At 56.5% G+C, this 18,029-nt stretch carries 17 protein-coding genes and 1 tRNA gene; 6 read left to right on the top strand and 12 right to left on the bottom strand.

What is annotated here, in order from left to right; genetic code table 11:
• Positions 1-48: 48 nt before the first annotated feature.
• The 6 genes from VIN76_RS02155 to VIN76_RS02130 all read right to left on the bottom strand — a co-directional run bounded on the left by VIN76_RS02155 (position 49) and on the right by VIN76_RS02130 (position 4,875).
• Positions 49-1,515: an O-antigen ligase family protein gene (locus VIN76_RS02155; RefSeq protein WP_332040173.1), complete on the bottom strand. Its 1,467-nt coding sequence runs from the start codon at positions 1,513-1,515 to the stop codon at positions 49-51.
• Positions 1,516-2,020: 505 nt separating this feature from the next.
• Positions 2,021-2,899 carry a pirin family protein gene (locus tag VIN76_RS02150; protein ID WP_332040172.1) on the bottom strand — a complete coding sequence of 293 codons (879 nt, stop codon included), beginning with the start codon at positions 2,897-2,899 and terminating at the stop codon, positions 2,021-2,023.
• A complete protein-coding gene (locus tag VIN76_RS02145) occupies positions 2,896-3,048 on the bottom strand; it encodes a hypothetical protein (RefSeq protein ID WP_332040171.1) in 153 nt (50 codons plus the stop codon). Before VIN76_RS02145 ends, VIN76_RS02150 begins: the two co-directional genes overlap by 4 nt.
• Positions 3,049-3,054: 6 nt before the next feature.
• Positions 3,055-3,885, bottom strand: coding sequence for an alpha/beta hydrolase (locus VIN76_RS02140; RefSeq protein WP_332040170.1), 831 nt, complete (start codon positions 3,883-3,885; stop codon positions 3,055-3,057).
• A 16-nt stretch (positions 3,886-3,901) separates the two neighbouring features.
• Positions 3,902-4,165 (bottom strand): putative quinol monooxygenase, encoded by a 264-nt coding sequence (locus tag VIN76_RS02135; RefSeq protein ID WP_332040169.1) that lies wholly within the window; start codon positions 4,163-4,165, stop codon positions 3,902-3,904.
• Positions 4,166-4,230: 65 nt separating this feature from the next.
• Positions 4,231-4,875, bottom strand: a complete 645-nt coding sequence (locus VIN76_RS02130; RefSeq protein WP_332040168.1) for a hydrolase — start codon at positions 4,873-4,875, stop codon at positions 4,231-4,233.
• Between the two features lie 404 nt (positions 4,876-5,279).
• Here VIN76_RS02130 and VIN76_RS02125 point away from each other — a divergent pair, with 404 nt between their 5' ends.
• From VIN76_RS02125 to VIN76_RS02110, 4 genes are all read left to right on the top strand, one after another.
• Entirely contained in the window at positions 5,280-6,020 is a 741-nt protein-coding gene (locus tag VIN76_RS02125; RefSeq protein ID WP_332040167.1) for an SDR family NAD(P)-dependent oxidoreductase, read from the top strand.
• Positions 6,021-6,445: 425 nt separating this feature from the next.
• Positions 6,446-7,330 carry a LysR family transcriptional regulator gene (locus tag VIN76_RS02120; RefSeq protein ID WP_332040166.1) on the top strand — a complete coding sequence of 295 codons (885 nt, stop codon included), beginning with the start codon at positions 6,446-6,448 and terminating at the stop codon, positions 7,328-7,330.
• A 164-nt stretch (positions 7,331-7,494) separates the two neighbouring features.
• Positions 7,495-8,397 carry a LysR family transcriptional regulator gene (locus VIN76_RS02115; protein ID WP_332040165.1) on the top strand — a complete coding sequence of 301 codons (903 nt, stop codon included), beginning with the start codon at positions 7,495-7,497 and terminating at the stop codon, positions 8,395-8,397.
• A 279-nt stretch (positions 8,398-8,676) separates the two neighbouring features.
• Positions 8,677-9,930, top strand: a complete 1,254-nt coding sequence (locus VIN76_RS02110; RefSeq protein WP_332040164.1) for a DUF5996 family protein — start codon at positions 8,677-8,679, stop codon at positions 9,928-9,930.
• Between the two features lie 276 nt (positions 9,931-10,206).
• Here VIN76_RS02110 and VIN76_RS02105 read toward each other — a convergent pair.
• Positions 10,207-10,298 (bottom strand) — tRNA-Ser (locus VIN76_RS02105).
• A 317-nt stretch (positions 10,299-10,615) separates the two neighbouring features.
• Here VIN76_RS02105 and VIN76_RS02100 point away from each other — a divergent pair.
• Positions 10,616-11,500, top strand: coding sequence for a DUF1134 domain-containing protein (locus tag VIN76_RS02100; protein WP_332040174.1), 885 nt, complete (start codon positions 10,616-10,618; stop codon positions 11,498-11,500).
• 131 nt (positions 11,501-11,631) lie between these two features.
• Here the strand turns inward: VIN76_RS02100 and VIN76_RS02095 are convergent, their stop codons facing one another.
• The 5 genes from VIN76_RS02095 to VIN76_RS02075 form a co-directional block, all read right to left on the bottom strand.
• Positions 11,632-12,246 (bottom strand): riboflavin synthase, encoded by a 615-nt coding sequence (locus VIN76_RS02095; RefSeq protein WP_332040163.1) that lies wholly within the window; start codon positions 12,244-12,246, stop codon positions 11,632-11,634.
• A gap of 48 nt (positions 12,247-12,294) precedes the next feature.
• Positions 12,295-13,272: a bifunctional diaminohydroxyphosphoribosylaminopyrimidine deaminase/5-amino-6-(5-phosphoribosylamino)uracil reductase RibD gene (gene ribD / locus VIN76_RS02090; protein ID WP_332040162.1), complete on the bottom strand. Its 978-nt coding sequence runs from the start codon at positions 13,270-13,272 to the stop codon at positions 12,295-12,297.
• Positions 13,266-13,670, bottom strand: coding sequence for a hypothetical protein (locus tag VIN76_RS02085; RefSeq protein ID WP_332040161.1), 405 nt, complete (start codon positions 13,668-13,670; stop codon positions 13,266-13,268). Before VIN76_RS02085 ends, ribD begins: the two co-directional genes overlap by 7 nt.
• A 53-nt stretch (positions 13,671-13,723) precedes the next feature.
• On the bottom strand, positions 13,724-15,061 hold the full coding sequence (gene gltX / locus VIN76_RS02080; RefSeq protein WP_332040160.1) for a glutamate--tRNA ligase: 1,338 nt from the start codon (positions 15,059-15,061) through the stop codon (positions 13,724-13,726).
• A gap of 95 nt (positions 15,062-15,156) precedes the next feature.
• Positions 15,157-16,824 carry an NAD+ synthase gene (locus VIN76_RS02075; RefSeq protein WP_332040159.1) on the bottom strand — a complete coding sequence of 556 codons (1,668 nt, stop codon included), beginning with the start codon at positions 16,822-16,824 and terminating at the stop codon, positions 15,157-15,159.
• Between the two features lie 262 nt (positions 16,825-17,086).
• Here VIN76_RS02075 and VIN76_RS02070 point away from each other — a divergent pair, with 262 nt between their 5' ends.
• Positions 17,087-18,022, top strand: coding sequence for a ribose-phosphate pyrophosphokinase (locus VIN76_RS02070; protein WP_332040158.1), 936 nt, complete (start codon positions 17,087-17,089; stop codon positions 18,020-18,022).
• Positions 18,023-18,029: the final 7 nt, after the last annotated feature.

The raw sequence follows: 18,029 nt of genomic DNA, 5'->3' as shown, positions 1-18,029 counted from the left end.
GCGTAAACTGTTCATAGACGAGGTGAGCCTAATGACAATATGTAAGGTTTATGATTGGGCTTTAATTGCATTGCGCTGAACAGCCTGCATACTATCGCTAAAAATACATGCCATCACCGCAAACAGGGCGATTAACGAGGGTACGCGTAAAGGATAATCAACGATACTGCCCACCAAGAATAACAGCATGACTATTGCGGCCATGACCGCTGCATATTTGGTATAGTGCGTATATTTCCAGTTTCGGGCCAGAACGAACAGTTGCTTGCCGCCCCAGATTAAAGCCGCAGCGGCGATCAATATTGCGAGAAGGCCGCCTTCGATGGGGAATTGCAGCCAATCATTATGGGCCTGGTTAAGATAATTGGGGGTTAGAAACTCCTGGGGTTCATATATCCGGTATACATGCTCAAAACTGCCAAATCCACTTCCCCACGGGAAATAGTCGCTTATCATTCTGGTGAGAATTGGCACAAGCTGGCCGCGTAATTCTTCGACATCGGCGCGGCCGAAAAGCCGGTCAAATGCCAATGACCGGGAGAAATAAATGGAGAGTGCCGCCAATATAATGACAAGTGTAATGCTGGAAAACAAAATGATCTGACGAGAATTGAACCGCTTTTTCCTGTGACGCCTCCTTGAGGAAGACTGAGTTGTCGCAGAGAGCTGGCTTTCGGCTGTATATCGGCCGAAATAAACCAATATGATGGCAGCAACCAGAGCAGGCGCCATCAAAAGCAGGCCCGACCGCGATCCTGTAACAAAAACCAGCGGAACGAGCACAAAAATAGCCGAAATGCCGGCATAAAATTTCAACGAGGCCAGCTTCGCAGCCACGGGATGGGACGCGGCATACCAGCCCAGCATGACAATGGCCGCTGCCAGAAGCACAGCCTGATGATTGCGATTGGCAAACAAACCGACCGCTGAGCCATTATTGGTAATATTATATATGTAAAGGGGGCCGCGCGGCGACCCTGTCAGCTGGAACGCAGCCCATAGAGCGCTGATACAGGCAAGCACGATAAGGACTGCAACGGCCTGTTTCCTGCGTGGTCCATCAAGGTTGAGGTATAGCATCATCGCCGTAATCGGGATGGCGAGCGAAAACAGGCTGTTCAAAGTACGCGACGGAGATAGCGTCAGCGGCCGCCAGGGCTGCGAAATACCAGCAAGATCCGCAATATCGGCGAATATCTGCCGGCCGGAGAGCGCAGTCCAGATTTGCGGCGGTAGGGGGATTAATTGCAGCACCATCAACCCGGCCAATGCCAGCGCGATGATAAGAGGAAATGTCCGGCCTCTCCACGCTTCGCGATCCATGCGGGTCAAGGCATAAGCGCCAAATAATATCGCCAGAGGCCGCAAGAAAACCAGCGACTGCACATCATCACGCGAGCTGCCTCCGGTGAAAAACAAGATGGTCATGAATGCAGCAAAAACATAAAGCTGCATTTCATTCCCGCTGAACCGTTTTTGCAGCTTGCCGAACTTTTTTGTTAAACTTCCGGACATTAAGAAACTTCCATTAGCAAAAAAGCTGTTAGCACAAAAGGAGGCCATCGCGTTCACCTGAATGGCTTAGCCTATCTCGGTAGCCACCATATTTGTGCTTGGCAACGGGGTTCTGGAAAAAGTCCGTTTGACAATATAGGAAAAGTGGCTGCTCCTTGAACGGCTATCGGCAATGGATCGCGGCGCAGAATATAGAATCTGCTTCGAAATGATCTCAGGCATCCACCAACCGATCGTAAGCGATCTGTTGATCACGGCGGGGGTTGATTGAAGTTGCATGAACCCGGACCAAGACTTGTCCTGAGTGCGGGCTAGGCTTGGGCACATCGCAGAGTTACCAAGGCTTGCTTTCCGTATGCTGCTTCGCGAATGGCAATATGCGTTCGCCCTCGAGGCCGCCGCAAAGGTCAGGGCGTTTCTGTTCGATTAGGTCATGCTGAGACGCAGTTCTCACGCAGCTTGGCAACCGTCTTGATTTCGGAGCCGCGCCGTTTCGTCAGATCGATCACGAGATCGCCGGCTCGCCGGGTAGCGGAATATACTCCTCATTGTCGGCATCGGGCAGCTTCATCCGCCCCGATTTCCAATCCGCTGCGGCTTGCGCGAGCCGGTCCTTCGACGAAGAAACGAAGTTCCAGTAGATGAAGCGCTCTCCGACCGGCTCGCCGCCCAGCATCATAACGGATGATTGCTCCAGCGCCTGCACGTGTGAAGCTCCCGCACCGAGCACCAGCATCGTCCCGGCCTCGTAGCGCGATCCGTCCATCTCTACGGAGCCAGCGGCGATGTAGATAGCACGCTCCTTGTGGCCATCCGGGATCTCTGCAGTGGATCCCGGTGCCATGTCGATATGCGCGTAGAATAGCGGCGAAAGCGCCTTTGCTCCGGCAGTCAGGCCATAGGCGCTGCCGGCAATGAGATGACCGACCACGCCTCCCTCGTTCCATTGCGGTAGGTCATCCCCTGAATGATGTGAAAAGGATGGTGCGATTTCCTCCTGACCGTCAGGCAGCGCGACCCAGGCCTGAATGCCATGTAGGCGATCGCCGTGCGCACGAGCCTTTTCGAGCCGTTCGCTGTGGGTGATACCGCTACCTGCTGTCATCCAGTTGACTTCATGGGGTCTGACCGGCTGCTCGTACCCGAGGCTGTCCCGGTGCATTATCTCGCCCGAGAATAGGTAACTGACGGTTGACAGGCCAATGTGCGGATGCGGACGGACATCCATGCTTCGATCAATGCCAGGTGCCAGATCGAGTGGACCCATATGATCGAAGAAGACGAAAGGGCCGACCATGCGCCGCTTCGCAAACGGAAGCACCCGGCCGATTTCGAATCCGCCGCCAAGGTCGCGGCGCCGCTGATTGATAACCATCTCGATCATACGATCTCTCCTACTCTCTCCGCAATGATGCTGTGGGTGAGGAGGATTTGCTCGCCGTTCAGACGATAATAGTCTGCGGCAATCTCGTGACTGCCGACAATCGCCAGTTCAAAGCGCCCCCTGACGGGAAAGTTATTGAATTCATTCATGTTTTGTTACTCCCTGAAAAAGTTTAAAAGGTCCGCATTGACGAGGTCGGGATGCGTGGCGAAGAGCCCGTGCGAGAGGCCTGCGTAGGTCTTGAGTGTGCCGTTCGACAGCAGCTTGATCGCCTTGCGGGACGAGGCGTCGATCGGTACTATTTGATCCTCCTCGCCGTGCATGAGGAGCACGGGTAGCGAGACGGCCTGAAGATCCTTGGTGAAGTCCGTCTCCGAAAAAGCTGCGATGCAGTCATATTGGGCCTTGGCGCCGCCCATCATGCCCTGCCGCCACCAGTTGTGAATTAACCCTTCGTTTACGGCGGCGTCATCACGATTGAAGCCGTAAAATGGGCCGGAGGGCACCTCAAGGAAGAATTGCGCTCGGTTCTGGGACAACGCCTGACGGAACCCGTCGAACACCGACATTGGCAAGCCGTCTGGATATTGCGTAGTCGCCAGCATAATGGGAGGCACGGCACCGATAAGCACGGCCTTTGCCACACGACCGGATTCGCTGCGCGCGACATAGCGGATGACTTCGCCGCCGCCCGTCGAGTGGCCAACATGAAGGACGTTTTGCAGGTCGAGTGCGCTCACCAGTGTTGCTACATCGGCTGCGTAGCTATCCATGTTGTTCCCCGTATCGGTCTGAGCGGAGCGCCCGTGGCCACGCCGGTCGTGCGCGATGACACGGTATCCCTCCCCTAGGAAGAACAGCATCTGGCTATCCCAGTCGTCCGAACTCAGTGGCCAGCCGTGGTGGAACATGATCGGCTGCGCGTCTTTCGGCCCCCAGTCTTTGTAGAAGATGTTGACACCGTCTGCAGTTGTTATGGCCGACATAGATAGGTCTCCTCTTTCAAGTTGAATTTGGCTCTCGCAGGAACGGCAGTGACTGTGGTCCAGTGTTCACGCCGACGGCTGTGGAGCAATTTGCTACCCATGGAGACCACGCCTCGATAAACGCGAAGCGCCCCGGTTCGGCCTTATCTTCGAACAGATCAGAAAGGACGTTGCCATCTTCGTTACGCGATGGCTCGACAAGTACCGACAGGTCGCGGCGCAACTCGTCCTCCCTGCCAGCTGTGGTCTTGAGGCCAACGACGATGAATAACTCGCTCATGCCTGTTTCCTTTCAGCGGACGGCGGCGGCTTTCGCTGCCGCCGCCGTAATTGATAGTCAGCGGTTCAAATCGCGTGCATCGCTACCTTCGCCTTTTCAGGGTTAAAGCCGTCGAAACTCTCGAAAACGTCCATGAAGCCGGGGACAGTCGCCTCACGCGACCAGTCGCGCTGGAGTTCGCAATACATCTGCACACGGCTGATTAACTTTGCTCCTGCCCGCTCCATCCGGCGCAGCGCGGTGTCGTGCGCCGCGAGCGAAGTGCCGCCCACCGCATCGACCGGCACGTAAACCTCGTAGCCCTCCTGGATGGCGTCGAGGGCCGGGAAAGTCAGGCACGCCTCGGTCCAGAGTGCTGTCATGATGAGCTTGCGGCGGCCGAGCGCCTTCACGGCCTCCTTGAACTCGGTGTCCTCCCAGCTGTTGATCGAGGTGCGGTCATAGGTCGGCAGGTGGCCAATGACGTCCTGTAACTCTTGAATAGGCGGCTTGTTACGGCCGGTAGCGACGTTGACCGTCGAGTGAATGATCGGAAGGTCGTAATTCATCGCCGCCTTGGCGACGCTGGTGATGTTGAAGACGAGCTCTTCGCGCGCCATTGAGCGGATCGAGGAGACCTGGATCGGCTGATAGTCGATAATGATCAGGGTCGAATTGTCCGGTGACAAAAGGTGGTCAGTAAGGGGATTTCGGATTGTCTCGCTTGTCATTATTGGTTCCTCTTCGGATTAGAAATTAATTCAGTGAACAACGCTTGGGGCTAGTTACTGATCACGGACTATATTCTTTCCAGAAAGGGCACGGTAGCTCCGTCAGGTGGAATGCTGTGTTGCAGAATTGGGAACTCTGGCCGCGCATTCGGCACTACGGCGCGATGGCTCCCATACCATGCGAACTGTCGTTGATGAGGCGAGGCAGTTCGCATGGACGCGGCAACGCATAATAGTCAGATCATGAAATGACCTTCTGCGAAAGAAGCGTTCCGCATTGAGCGACACAGCTACTTGTCGGCCAGTGCTACCGCCGTGTGGGGCCATGCATTAAGTAACGTGAAGTGTCGGCGGCGACAATTTTTATGCCGGTAACTTCTATGAATTTTATAAAGGAATGAGCGATGATTGATCTGAATGGGAAGCGAGCGCTGGTGACGGGAGGGTCGCGAGGTATTGGGGCTGCAATCGCGTTAGCGTTGGCGGAGAATGGCGCGGACGTAGCTTTTACCTATCAGGTCTCGGCTGACCGGGCTGCGGCAGTGAAGAAATCCATCACAAGCAAGGGGCGCCGTGCAGTCGCTATTCAAGCTGATAGCACCGACCCTAGGGCCATCACGCGCTCCGTGAGCGACGCGGTCTCGGCGCTTGGTGGAGTCGATATTCTGGTCAACAGCGCAGCTATCGCCCTGAACGGACCGATCGCCGACATCGATGTAGATGAATATCAGGCAATGATGGACGTTAACGTGCGAGGTCCGGTGCTGTTTGCAAAGGCGGTGATTCCCCATCTCACTGCCGGCGGACGCATTATCTCAATTGGCTCGGGTTTGGCGGAGCGCGTCCCGTTTCCGGGGGTGACAGCCTACGCGATGTCCAAATCCGCGCTTCTTTCTTTCACCCGCGGTCTTTCGCGCGAACTCGGCCCGAACGGTATCACCGTGAATCTTGTGCTGCCTGGATCGACTGACACGGATGCGAACCCGGCTGATGGAGAGGGTGCCGATTTTCAACGAAGCCTGACGGCTTTGGGGCGCTTTGGCGAGCCGTCCGAAGTCGCGAACGCAGTAGTCTTTCTCGCTAGCCCCGCGGCAAGTATAATCACGGGCGCGATTCTAGCGGCTGACGGGGGCGCAATCGCCTGAACGTCCCGGTTACGCTGGCCGACATCCGATTGGCGCAGGGAGCTATCTTCGCGCCGCAGCTGCCTGCTTCCTATAATGCTTTCGTCGTAGTGATTGACGGGGATGTCGAAGCCGGTTCTTCCGGCGAGCAGCTGATAGCGACTAGGGTGGACTGGACTGATCCTCCCGCTGATTGCGAGAGTTCGCTTGCGCTGCGTGCGTGCGAACATGGTGCGCGGCTTCTATTATATGTCGGCCAGCGGCAGAACATGCAGGGTGGCCCAACAACCGCTATTCCCACAGGTATCCATGCCTTCAAGCTCCTCCCACCGTTCTTGCTCAATGGACCTCGCGTGCGATGATGTTCGAGTGGACAGCGCCATTTCTATTTGTGATAAACAGATTCTCCGTGCGACCCGCTGAGTCGCAAATTCAGGGGGCGTGACATGGATATAGAAGAGCTACGAACTTTCGTAGAGGTCGCCGACACCGGGGGTGTGACACCCGCAGCGCGGCGGCTTGGTTTATCCAAATCCCTCGTTAGCCGCCGTCTCTCTCGCCTGGAGGCGGATCTCGGCGTTCAGTTGCTGGCGCGAACTACTCGCGGCGCCGCGCTCACGGAAGCTGGTATCACATTTCGGGACTATGCTGCGAAAGTCTGTGCAGAAATCGACATCGCCCAGGAAACAATATTGCCCGCTGGCGATCTGCGTGGGCTACTCCGCGTGGCGGCTCCGCTGACTTTCGGCTGCACGCATTTTGCTCCGGTGCTCGCGGCTCTGGCGCTCAAGTACCCGGAGTTGCAAGTCCACACCTGCTATACTGACCGGTTCGTAGACCTGATAGCGGAAGGCTTCGATTGTGGCATCAGGTGCGGCCGTTTGCGAGACTCGAGTCTACTCGCAAGGCGCGTCGGACCGTTGAGCGCCATGTATGTCGCCAGCCCAACCTATATCGAAAAGCATGGATCGCCTGAAACTCCAGAGGAAATGATGGCCCATCAGGCACTCTTGCAGGGCAACGAGGTCTGGCTGGCGATGGATGGCGACAAGCTTGTCGAAATGAAACCGAACGGTCGTTTCAAAGGCGACAACGGCATTGCGCTTGTTCCTGCGGCCTTGGCCGGCTTAGGGATTGTCGGCCTTCCTGTCCCCGCGATTGAAGAGCATCTCGATTCCGGTGCCCTTGTGCCTGTCATGACCCGCTACCCGGTTCCAGAACTAGCTATTTATGTGATCAGCCCGCCAAATCAGCACCCCTTGCGCAAAGTGCGGGTGCTGACGGAGATGCTCATTGAGCGTTTTGGATCGTCGATGGGCGAAGTAATGTAAAACGCCTTTTGAGGAAATTCGGTCATTCCGCCGTTATTCTGGAAGACACGTACCTAGACGTACCATTCCTAGACGTATTATGTGCAATCTATATTGCCATTTCAGCTAGTTATGCAATAGTGCCGCCTTGTGACACACTGTGTTGCGAAAGGGGGAACGAGTACGTGGACATCAATGATCTCCATACATTCGTAGAAGTCGCCGACACCGGAGGGATTTCGGCGGCCGCACGTCGGCTCGGCCTCTCCAAGTCAATTGTCAGCCGCCGGTTATCTCGACTTGAAGATGAGCTTGGTGTCCAGCTTTTTCTCCGTACGACCCGCGGCGCCGCTCTTACGGAAGCCGGGGTCACATTTCACGAACACGCAGTCCGAGTAGGTACTGAGATCGAGACGGCTTTGGAAATGGTTCTCCCCTCCGGTGACATTCGTGGTCGTCTAAGAATTTCGGTGCCTCTGTCTTTCGGCCCGACCCACTTCGCCCCGGTATTAGCCCTTCTGGCCCAGCGCCATCCGCAAGTCCGGGTCCATGCTTCCTATAGCGACCGCTTTGTCGATCTTATCGCTGAGGGCTTTGATTGTGCGATACGGGTTGGCCACCTTCAGGATTCCAACCTGATCGCGAGGCGTGTCGGAGCGATCCATGGAACACTGGTTGCCAGCCCAGACTATATCAAAGAGAATGGCTCGCCTGAGACTCCTGAGGAAATCACCGCCCATCAGGCGCTCCTGCAGGGAACCGAAGATTGGCAATTCATGAATGGCGACAAGATCGTCACGGTTCACCCGCAGGGCAGGTTCAAGGCCGACAACGCCATGGCGCTTGCCGCTGCCGCAGTGGCAGGACTCGGCATCGCCTCGCTTCCCGATTTGATCACTTATGACTATGTGGCCTCCGGAGCTCTCGTTCCGATCATGACACGTTATCCGGCACCGCCAGCGGGTGCATATGTCATCCGCCCGCCGAGTCTTCATCCGGTACGGAAGATAGGGATATTAACTGAATTACTAATCGATCATATCGAACGAAATCCTCATCTATGGGGGCCTGTACGGGCAAATCGTTGACATCAATGAAGCCTCGGCAAGCGATGCTCGGCGCTGACTCTCCTGCGGGCTACCGACCGCAGCTAAATTGGTTGCACGTTCCACTTTTTGCGACACAGCTTGGCCCTTTTCATGGCTAGCTGTTTAAAGGACTACGCGATAATTCATATAGTGGCCGGGCGGGTAGGACATAATCCGCTCGCGCTATGAACTGTGACGGAAGCTTGGCACTGGTCTTCTCATCGGCAAGGAGCGAGGCCGGAGTTGCTATCCGTTTTGAATCTAAATGAAGGAAGCGGAATGAGCAACAAGTGGCCCCACCTCGACTACCTCAGCTGGCGTGAGACCTGCTCTGCACTGCATCTTTACCTGCAGGTCGCCGGGAAATATCGTCTCGCTCATACCCCATGGCTTAACCATTCCTGGAACGCGACCTTCTACGTCACGCCACTCGGCCTGACCTCCTCAATGATCCCTGACGGCCCCGGCATCGAAATTCTGTTTAACCTCAGAGACCATATGGTGGAGGGCACTTGCGGCGATGGCCGCAAGGCATCTTTTGCGCTCGGAGAGACCACGGTCGCGGAATTTCATGCCAGTTTTGTCCAGCTGGTTTCTGAACTCGGCGGCACGCCTGCCTTCGACGGCCAACCAAACGAAGTGCCCGACCCCGTACCGTTCAGCGAAGATCACCGCGACCGGCCTTATGACCGCGACGCCGTTCAACGGTACCATCACGCATGTATGGCGGTCGACAGGGTGTTTAAGACGTTCCGGACTTCCTTTCTCGGTAAATCCAGCCCCGTTCACCTGTTCTGGGGTGCTCTCGATCTGGCGGTCACCCGCTTTTCTGGGCGGCGCGCTCCTCTCCATGCCGGCGGCATACCTGCATTGCCAGACGACGTGGCGCAGGAAGCTTACGACCGCGAAGTTTCTTCGGCAGGATTTTGGCCGGGCGGGGGCGGCATCGATTATCCAGCCTTTTACTCCTATGCCTATCCGATGCCGAACGGCTTTCAAGACGCATCGGTCCGGCCGGAGGCTGCATTCTGGCATAATGAGATGTCGGAGTTCATCCTGCCCTACGAAGCCGTGCAGACGGCAGACGATGGCGACGAGGCTCTTCTGGCGTTTCTTGTATCGACCTACGAGGCCGCTGCCGATCTCGGAGGATGGGACCGCGACCTTCTGGATTGCGAACAAGGCCAGCCAAGGCGGGTGCGCCCACCGCACGCCGAGCTGCCGAAGCAGGTCCTTTCATCTTCCGACGTAAAAGTCGAACGGGAGGATGGCCCGTCAAAGGGCCGCTACTGGACGCTCGTCGACGGCATCGAAGCCGAGATGACCTATAGCCGGGCAGGTGATAAGCTGATTATCATCGATCATACAGAAGTTCCCGACGCCTTGCGTGGCCGAAAGGTTGGCGTGCAATTGGTGCGTCAGGCAGTCGAAGATGCCCGACGCGATGGCATCTCCATCATTCCGCTTTGTCCGTTCGCAAAAGCGCAGATCGACCGTCATCCAGAATGGCAGGACGTCCTGCGCCGGTCATAAGCTGATGTCGGCATTTGACGAGCCAAGGGGAAGCTGTCATCGCAGCTGCTCAGTATTTTGTGTCCGCTATCTGGACTGATTGCCTCAGAACTGACTGGCCCCGAACTGTCTGGCCCAGAGCTGCCCGGTCGTAATCGGCCCAATTCTTGCCGGATGAGTAAGTCGATCCTCACGAGAAATTGTTGGACGTTTCATCTAACTTTTCGCATCTGAAAAAGCACCTCGCCGTCTCGGCAGGCTAACCATATAAATCATTGAATTTAAACGATAAGTAAATGGCGGACACGGAGGGATTCGAACCCTCGAAGGACCGTGAGGCCCTTGCCTCCTTAGCAGGGAGGTGGTTTCAGCCGCTCACCCACGTGTCCGCATGACTGGCTTGGCCAAGGCCATGCGCTATAACGGGGCATTGCATCGGCTGCAATGGGTAAAGTGCCTGATATCGTGCCCCTATATCCATGCCCGGCAAAAAAGCGCGCCCAGACTGTAACGTTGTGGATCAATCCGGGCTTGAATACATCAGGTTTCATGCCAGACGTGCGCGAATATGAGCGGCCGCACTCAACAGGTCGCAAAATCGACTCGGATCGTCGTGCGTTCATTGCACAGTCATCGCCAAGTGCCAAAAGTCGCAGGCGGCTGGTATGGGAAGGAGTTACCCATGACTAAGTCGTGCCCAAAGGAAATGTCTGTGAAAAAATACCCCCGCGAGACTCTCGGCCGGAAGTTATTAGGTTTACTTGCCGTTGTGACACTTGCATCGGCGCCGACTTTGGCCCCTGCTTTTGCACAAATGCAAACAATTGATCCCAATGATGCGATTGATGCCGACCTGAATGATCCGGGCCTGACCGGAAATTATGATGCCCCGACAACCACGGCCCCTCCCGCCCCGGATGCACCGGTAACTGGCGATATTGATGGCGACCTTGCCCAGCCGGGACAGGTGGATCAAGGCACGACTTATGATGATGCCCTGAACGAGAACAGCTATAATCAAAATAGTTGGGACCAGAATAACGCGGCCCAGAATGGCGGAGCCGTTGCAAGCGCTGCCCCGAATACTGGGACACCCGTGGAAGACAGCGCGACTTACCAGGAAGATGACCTGATCGGCGCGGCAGAAGGTGTCTTTGGCAAGGGTGCCGAGGGATTGGCCGGACTGATCGAGGATCTGCTCAAGAAACAGGGCCGCCCCAATGGCTATATTACGGGCCGCGAAGCATCGGGCGCTTTTGTTGTCGGCCTGCGCTATGGTTCCGGCGAACTGCACCACAAGATCGAGGGCACCCGCCCGGTTTACTGGACCGGACCTTCTGTCGGATTTGATGTGGGTGCCAATGCGGCCAATACCTTTGTGCTCGTTTATAACCTTTATGATACGGAAGATCTGTTCAAGCGCTATCCGGCGGGTGAGGGCGCGGCCTATTTCGTTGGCGGTTTCCATGTGAGCTATTTGCGCAGCGGCGATAAAGTGCTGATCCCGGTAAGAATGGGCGCGGGACTGCGACTAGGTGCGAATATCGGTTATATGAAGTTCAGCAAGAACCAGAAGTGGCTGCCGTTTTAAGAGGCGAACTGGCTTAAGTTGAAGTGCGCCTTTAGATCAAGCGCGGTATCACGGCAGTCAACGCCCTTCGACAGGCTCAGGACTAACGGTATGTTTCGTGTCTGAAAGGGCAAGGGGGCACCCGCCAGACGTCATGCCTTGGCAGGACGTAATTGCTCCATCCGCGATAAATAGCGCGCCAATATATCAATCTCCAGATTGACCTGATCACCGGTTTTCAGGTCGGCAAAGGTCGTCACGCTGGCCGTATGCGGAATGATATTCAGCCCGAAAATAGTGCTGCCATCCGCCTGATCCTCAACCGTGTTGACGGTTAGCGAGATGCCATCGACCGTGATGGACCCTTTCGGAGCGAGATAGGACGCGATTGCGGCAGGGGCATGGATACGGACGGGGTGCGAATCGCCCTGTGTCTCTATGCTGACAACATCGCCCACGGCATCGACATGGCCGGTGACAATATGCCCGCCCAGCTCATCGCCGACTTTCAGGGCGCGCTCCAGATTGAGCTTGCGCCCTTCTGCCCACATGGAATTGGCTGTTTTTGATATACTCTCTGCCGAAACATCAACCGCGAACCAGTCTGCACCTTTGTCCACAACCGTAAGGCAGGCCCCCGAACAGGCGATGGATGCACCGATATCCACGCTGTCCATGTCATAATGGCAGGAAATGGTCAGCCGCAGGTCGCCGCGTTCCTCCACTTTGCTAATGGTGCCGATATCGGAAATTATGCCTGTAAACATGGGAAGCCTTTTTCAAAAATGCCGGGCCAAAAAGTTCAAGCCGCGAACCTAGGCGGCGCGTTCATATATCTCAAGCACATCCTGGCCCAGGTTGCGGCGGTCCAGCCGGTTCCACTGGCCATGCGCGCTGTCCAGATTCTCAAGACCAATATCTGCAACGCCCGTCAAACCGCCGCCAATGATGATCGGCGCACGGTAAAGCAGTAACCGGTCCACCAGATCGGCTTTCAGGAAAGAAGCCGCCGTTGCTGCGCCTCCCTCGATCAACAGCCAGTTGATTTGACCCAGTTCCGCAATGGCATGCGGCTCGGAAATCTCTGCCCAATGTTCCGGAACCTCGGCCTTGCCCAGCACCACAGGTTTGGGCGAACGGTCAGTCAGCCCGTCCAGCCGCACATCAAGGCCGGGCCTGTCCGCCGCAACCGTGCCGGCACCAACCAATATGGCATCACAGCGCGCCCGCTCAAGATGGGCATGGGCGCGGGCGCGGTCACCGGTAATCCATTTGCTGGTTCCGTCCGCCATGGCGATGCACCCGTCCAGCGACATGGCGAGTTTCAGCGTCACATAGGGACGACCTTTTTCCATGCGTGTAAAAAATCCCGCCATCGCGCGGTGAGCCTGTTGCTCCAGAACGCCGACCGAAACCGAAATGCCCGCGTCGCCCAGCCGGTCGATACCGTGCCGCCGGGTTCTTTCATCAATATCCAGCGTGGCGACAATTACACGCGCAGGCGCCGCGTCCTTAACCAGATCAGCGCAGGTTGGTCCGCGTTCGCTCTTGTGCGCGCAAGGTTCCATCGTGACATATATATCAGCGCCCTGTGCCTCTGACCCGGCTTGAGCCAGTGCCATAGCCTCGGCATGGGGGCGTCCGCCCGGCTGGGTCCAGCCGCGACCGATGATCATTCCGTCTTTAACAATGATGCAACCGACATTGGGATTTTCGCCCGTCCGTCCGCGTCCACGCTCGGAAAGAGCAATGGCAGCGGACATGAAACGTGCGTCCTGATTGCTGGTCAACATGAAAGCCCGGCTGGCCGCTCGACCTCTACATCACCGCGGGCCAGTCTTTTCGCTTCGGCTTCGCGCTCTATCGCCTCGACATCCATGCCGGACATCCGGCCCAGCGTTTTCATGGCATCGCGCCGTTTCTCATCGCGCTTGTCTTTCAAACACTGCACGTCCCAGCGGGCCTTTATGATTTCTTCGTCGCTGCGGTCCAGTGACCAGTTTTCGACATAGATGATTTCCTGTGTCCGCGGCACGTCAGTGTTAACCTTCGGGTCGATGATGAACAGAAAGAACATGAATGCAGAACAGCCAAAGGCCAGCAAGGCCGGCATGGCCTGCTCTTTGGGATGGCGGCGCAACAGGGTGAACAAATCCCTTAAGCCGCCGCCAACGGAAACATCTTTTAACATTTTCATAATCGCTAAATAGGGAGCAATTGCGCCTATGACCAGCCCCGATGAGCTTATGAAGTAGCAGAAATAAGGCGTTCGAGAGCAGCGTCACGGCCAATAAGCGGGAGCAGCGCCCCCATATCCGGCCCATGGTCTAGCCCTGTCAACGCCCGGCGCAGCGGCATGAACAGAGTTTTTCCTTTCCGTCCAGTGCTTTCCTTGAGCGCCCCGGTCCAGTCTTTCCAGACCGTGTCTGTCCAGTTCAGGCTGTTCAATGTCTCGCAAGCCTGACGCAGAAAGTCGCGATCTTCTTGCGCCAGTTCGCCGGGGGTGATTGGGCCGGTCACTACCTGCCACCATGTAGCGACTTCGCCCATATGATGCAGATTCGGGCGAATGGCCTCCCACGCATCGGCTGTCATCGCGTCGGGCAGCCGGTCCTGAACGTCGGAATATTCCAGCAAATGCACGATTTTCTGGTTTAGCTGTGCCAATTCCTCTTCATCGAATCGCGCCGGTGCGCGTCCGAAGCGGGAAAAGTCGAAGCCCTCTACCAGAGCCTGTATATCGGCAACCGGCTCCACCGGATCGCTGGTGCCAATGCGGGCGAGCAGCGCGATGATGGACTGCGGTTCGATATTACGTTCCCGAAAACCGTTTACGCCCAGCGAGCCGAGTCGTTTCGACAGCTTGCCCTCTGTGCCGACCAGCAAGGCCTCATGCGCAAATTCGGGCGTGTCCGCGCCAAAGGCGTGAAACATCTGGATCTGGACCGCCGTGTTGGTGACATGATCCTCGCCGCGCACGACATGGGTGATGCCCATATCAATATCGTCAATCGTGGACGGCAGCATGTAAAGCCAGCTCCCGTCCTCGCGCCGGATTACCGGGTCGGACAGCAATGCCGGGTCAAAATGCTGATCGCCGCGGATCAGGTCGGTCCACTCTATCGGCGTGTCATGATCCAGCTTGAAGCGCCAATGCGGCTTGCGTCCTTCCGCTTCAAAAGCGGCTGTTTCGATTTCGCTCAAATCCAGTGCGCTGCGATCATAAATAGGCGGCTTGCCACGGCCCAACTGGACTTTCCGTTTCAGGTCGAGTTCCTGCGCCGTTTCATAAGCGGGATAGACCCGGCCAGCCGCTTTCAGTTCCTCAAACCGTTCTTCATAGCGGTCAAAGCGGGCGGATTGCCGTTCCTCGCTATCAGGGTGCATTCCCAGCCAGGCAAGGTCCGCGCGGATAGCGGTGACATATTCCTCTTTGGAACGCACATTGTCGGTATCATCCAGCCGCAGCAGAAATTCGCCGCCATTTTTCTTGGCGAACATCCAGTTGTGGAGCGCAGTGCGAATATTGCCGACATGAAGGTGCCCGGTGGGCGAAGGGGCGAAACGGGTTTTTATGGTCATATTTTTCTCTTATCCGCTCAGGACGAGCTTGTCGAAGCCTTGTTAGCGTGCCGGGCGACAGGGCAAGGGTTGGCGCGGCGGACTATAAACGCAGTCTACATGGTCCTGAAAGCATTGGTAATGGGGTAACGCCGGTCGCGGCCGAAATTGCGGCTGCCGAGTTTAACACCGGGCGGGGCTTGGCGGCGTTTATATTCGGCGGTGTAGAGCAGTTTTTCTATCTGGATCACGGTATCACGGTCAAAGCCGCGCTCGACCAGATCGGCTACCGATAATTCTTCCTCGACCAGGCCGTGTAGCAACGGATCAAGGATTTCATAGTCGGGCAGGCTATCGCTATCTTTCTGGTCCTCCCGCAGCTCCGCGCTTGGCGGCTTGCTAATGACGATATCGGGCATGACCGGACCGTCTGGCCCCATGCCCAGCGATGGCTTGTTGTTATTACGCCATTCCGACAGACTGAAAACGGTCAGTTTATACGCGTCTTTCAGCACGGAATATCCGCCCGCCATATCGCCGTAGATGGTGGCATAGCCAACGCTCATCTCGCTCTTGTTGCCCGTGGTGAGCAGCATGTGACCGAATTTGTTCGACAGGGCCATTAACGTCACACCGCGAATCCGCGACTGGATATTCTCCTCGGTACTATCGACTTGCCTATCGGCAAAACTGTCCGCCAGCATCGCGTCGAAGCCTTCAACCGCCGGGACGATCGAAATCGTATCAAGCCGCGTGCCCAGCATTTTGGCACATTCCGCCGCATGGTCAAGGCTGTCCTGACTGGTGAAGCGAGAGGGCATCATGACACACCACACCCTGTCGGCGCCCAGTGCATCTACCGCTACCGCAGCCGACAATGCGCTATCAATGCCGCCGGACAGGCCCAGGATGACGCCGGGAAAGCCGTTGCGATTCACATAGTCGCGCAAGCCAACTATCATCGCGTTGTAAATATCGGCCGGATGCTCATCCAGCCGGTGGATTTCACCCGGAGCGCAGCGCCAGCCGGATTGCTCCCCGGAATCTTCCATGCTCCAGTGCGTGTCCACAATCGCCTCATCCCAGTCGGGTAGCTGGTGCATCACGCTGGTATCGCCATTGAGGACAAAGCTGGCGCCATCAAAGACGATTTCATCCTGACCGCCAATGCGGTTGAGAAAGATGAGCGGCAGGCCAGTCTCCCGAACGCGCTGCGTCGCCACCTGGCCAAGCCGGTGATCGTCCTTTTCAATCTCGTAAGGGCTGCCATGGACCGAAATCAGCATTTGCGCGCCCCGTGCTTTCAGGTGATCGCATACACTTGGCAACCACACATCCTCGCAGATCGGCAAACCGATCTTGCAGCCGCGAAACTCAATGGGTTCGGGCAGGGGGCCAGAGCTGAATATCCGTTTTTCGTCAAATGTCCCGTAGTTCGGCAGCTCGACCTTGTAGCGCACATCCTTGATCTCGCCGCCCTCCAGCAGCGCGATACCGTTATACAGCTTGTCGTCCTCGCGAAAGATGGACCCGACCAGCATAGCAGGCGCATTGCCCGCCGTTGCCTTGGCCAGCCGCCGCAGTTCCAGAGCGGCCCGCTCCACAACAGCAGGTTTCAGGACCAGATCCTCCGGCGGGTAACCGACCAGTTGCAGCTCCGGAAAGACAATCAGGTCGCTGTCCTGTTTTGTTTGGTAAACCGCGATCATCGCGTCGGCATTGCCCTGCAGATCACCAACGGACTGGGTCATCTGGGCAAGGGTGATGGTAAGCTGTGCGTTCATGCTCTCTTGATAGAAAGCAGCGCTGCGCTGGGCAAATGAATTGTGGGCAAAGGTGGGCAAGATCCGTCAAACTCACGCAAGCCCGAAACCTGTCTCGCCAAATATATTTTCGTGCACCGTTACAAACTTGTAACAATATGGCCGCAATTGCACAAAAGGCACTTCCGATTCCCGGCGCATCTGTCTACAGGGGGCACGCAACATTTTCATAGCGTCCGCGATTCTGAAATAATGGTTGGTCGCTTTCAGGGGAAGCCACTCAATGAAACTCATGTCCGGCAACAGCAATTTGTCGCTCGCCCAATCCATCGCCGATTATCTGGACATCAAGCTCACCGATGTCAGCATGAAGCGTTTCGCGGATGACGAGATTTTTGTCGAAATCCATGAAAATGTACGCGGCGAAGATGTGTTCATCGTGCAATCGACCAGCCATCCGGCAAATGACCATTTGATGGAATTGCTCATCGGGATTGACGCGCTGCGCCGGGCTTCTGCCAAACGTATCACGGCGGTTATCCCCTATTTCGGCTATGCGCGTCAGGACAGGAAGCCCGGCCCGCGCACACCGATTTCGGCCAAGCTGGTGGCGAACCTGATTACCGAAGCGGGGGCGGACCGTGTGCTTTCCATCGACTTGCACGCTGGCCAGATTCAGGGCTTTTTCGATATTCCGACCGACAACCTTTATGGTGCTCCGGTCATGTCTGCTGATATTCAGGCCCGTTTTTCGGGGCACGAATTGATGGTTGTCTCCCCCGATGTGGGCGGCGTGGTGCGCGCGCGCGCTTTGGCGAAACGGCTGGACAACGCGCCGCTGGCCATCGTTGACAAGCGCCGTGAGCGGGCAGGGGAATCGGAAGTGATGAACATCATCGGTGATGTTTCCGGCCGGTTCTGTATCCTGATCGACGATATTGTCGATTCCGGTGGCACCCTGTGCAACGCGGCTCAGGCGCTGAAAGACAAAGGCGCGACCGAGGTTGTCGCCTATATTACGCATGGCGTGCTTTCCGGCGGAGCCGTGGCGCGGATCAATGGCAGCGTGCTCAAGGAGCTGGTCATTACCGATTCCATCTGTGCGACCGAAGCGGTCGAGGAGTCCGACAAGATTCGCCACCTCACCATCGCGCCTTTATTGGGTGAAGCGATTAAACGGATTGCCGACGAAAGCAGTGTGTCGAGCCTGTTTGATTAAGCTCCTT

It is taken from the genome of Parasphingorhabdus sp., from assembly GCF_036568145.1.
Lineage (GTDB): Bacteria > Pseudomonadota > Alphaproteobacteria > Sphingomonadales > Sphingomonadaceae > Parasphingorhabdus.
The sequence above is the reverse complement of the archived record's forward strand: the minus strand, read 5'-3'. Positions and strand labels throughout refer to the sequence as shown.

Coding starts and splice junctions, on each gene's coding strand:
- VIN76_RS02085 (WP_332040161.1), bottom strand. CDS start 13,670: ATGTTAAAAGATGTTTCCGTTGGCGGCGGCTTAAGGGATTTGTTCACC.
- ribD (WP_332040162.1), bottom strand. CDS start 13,272: ATGTTGACCAGCAATCAGGACGCACGTTTCATGTCCGCTGCCATTGCT.
- VIN76_RS02095 (WP_332040163.1), bottom strand. CDS start 12,246: ATGTTTACAGGCATAATTTCCGATATCGGCACCATTAGCAAAGTGGAG.
- VIN76_RS02150 (WP_332040172.1), bottom strand. CDS start 2,899: ATGATCGAGATGGTTATCAATCAGCGGCGCCGCGACCTTGGCGGCGGA.
- VIN76_RS02120 (WP_332040166.1), top strand. CDS start 6,446: ATGGATATAGAAGAGCTACGAACTTTCGTAGAGGTCGCCGACACCGGG.
- VIN76_RS02100 (WP_332040174.1), top strand. CDS start 10,616: ATGTCTGTGAAAAAATACCCCCGCGAGACTCTCGGCCGGAAGTTATTA.
- VIN76_RS02125 (WP_332040167.1), top strand. CDS start 5,280: ATGATTGATCTGAATGGGAAGCGAGCGCTGGTGACGGGAGGGTCGCGA.
- VIN76_RS02075 (WP_332040159.1), bottom strand. CDS start 16,824: ATGAACGCACAGCTTACCATCACCCTTGCCCAGATGACCCAGTCCGTT.
- VIN76_RS02145 (WP_332040171.1), bottom strand. CDS start 3,048: ATGAATGAATTCAATAACTTTCCCGTCAGGGGGCGCTTTGAACTGGCG.
- VIN76_RS02140 (WP_332040170.1), bottom strand. CDS start 3,885: ATGTCGGCCATAACAACTGCAGACGGTGTCAACATCTTCTACAAAGAC.
- VIN76_RS02130 (WP_332040168.1), bottom strand. CDS start 4,875: ATGACAAGCGAGACAATCCGAAATCCCCTTACTGACCACCTTTTGTCA.
- VIN76_RS02135 (WP_332040169.1), bottom strand. CDS start 4,165: ATGAGCGAGTTATTCATCGTCGTTGGCCTCAAGACCACAGCTGGCAGG.
- VIN76_RS02155 (WP_332040173.1), bottom strand. CDS start 1,515: ATGTCCGGAAGTTTAACAAAAAAGTTCGGCAAGCTGCAAAAACGGTTC.
- gltX (WP_332040160.1), bottom strand. CDS start 15,061: ATGACCATAAAAACCCGTTTCGCCCCTTCGCCCACCGGGCACCTTCAT.
- VIN76_RS02070 (WP_332040158.1), top strand. CDS start 17,087: ATGAAACTCATGTCCGGCAACAGCAATTTGTCGCTCGCCCAATCCATC.
- VIN76_RS02110 (WP_332040164.1), top strand. CDS start 8,677: ATGAGCAACAAGTGGCCCCACCTCGACTACCTCAGCTGGCGTGAGACC.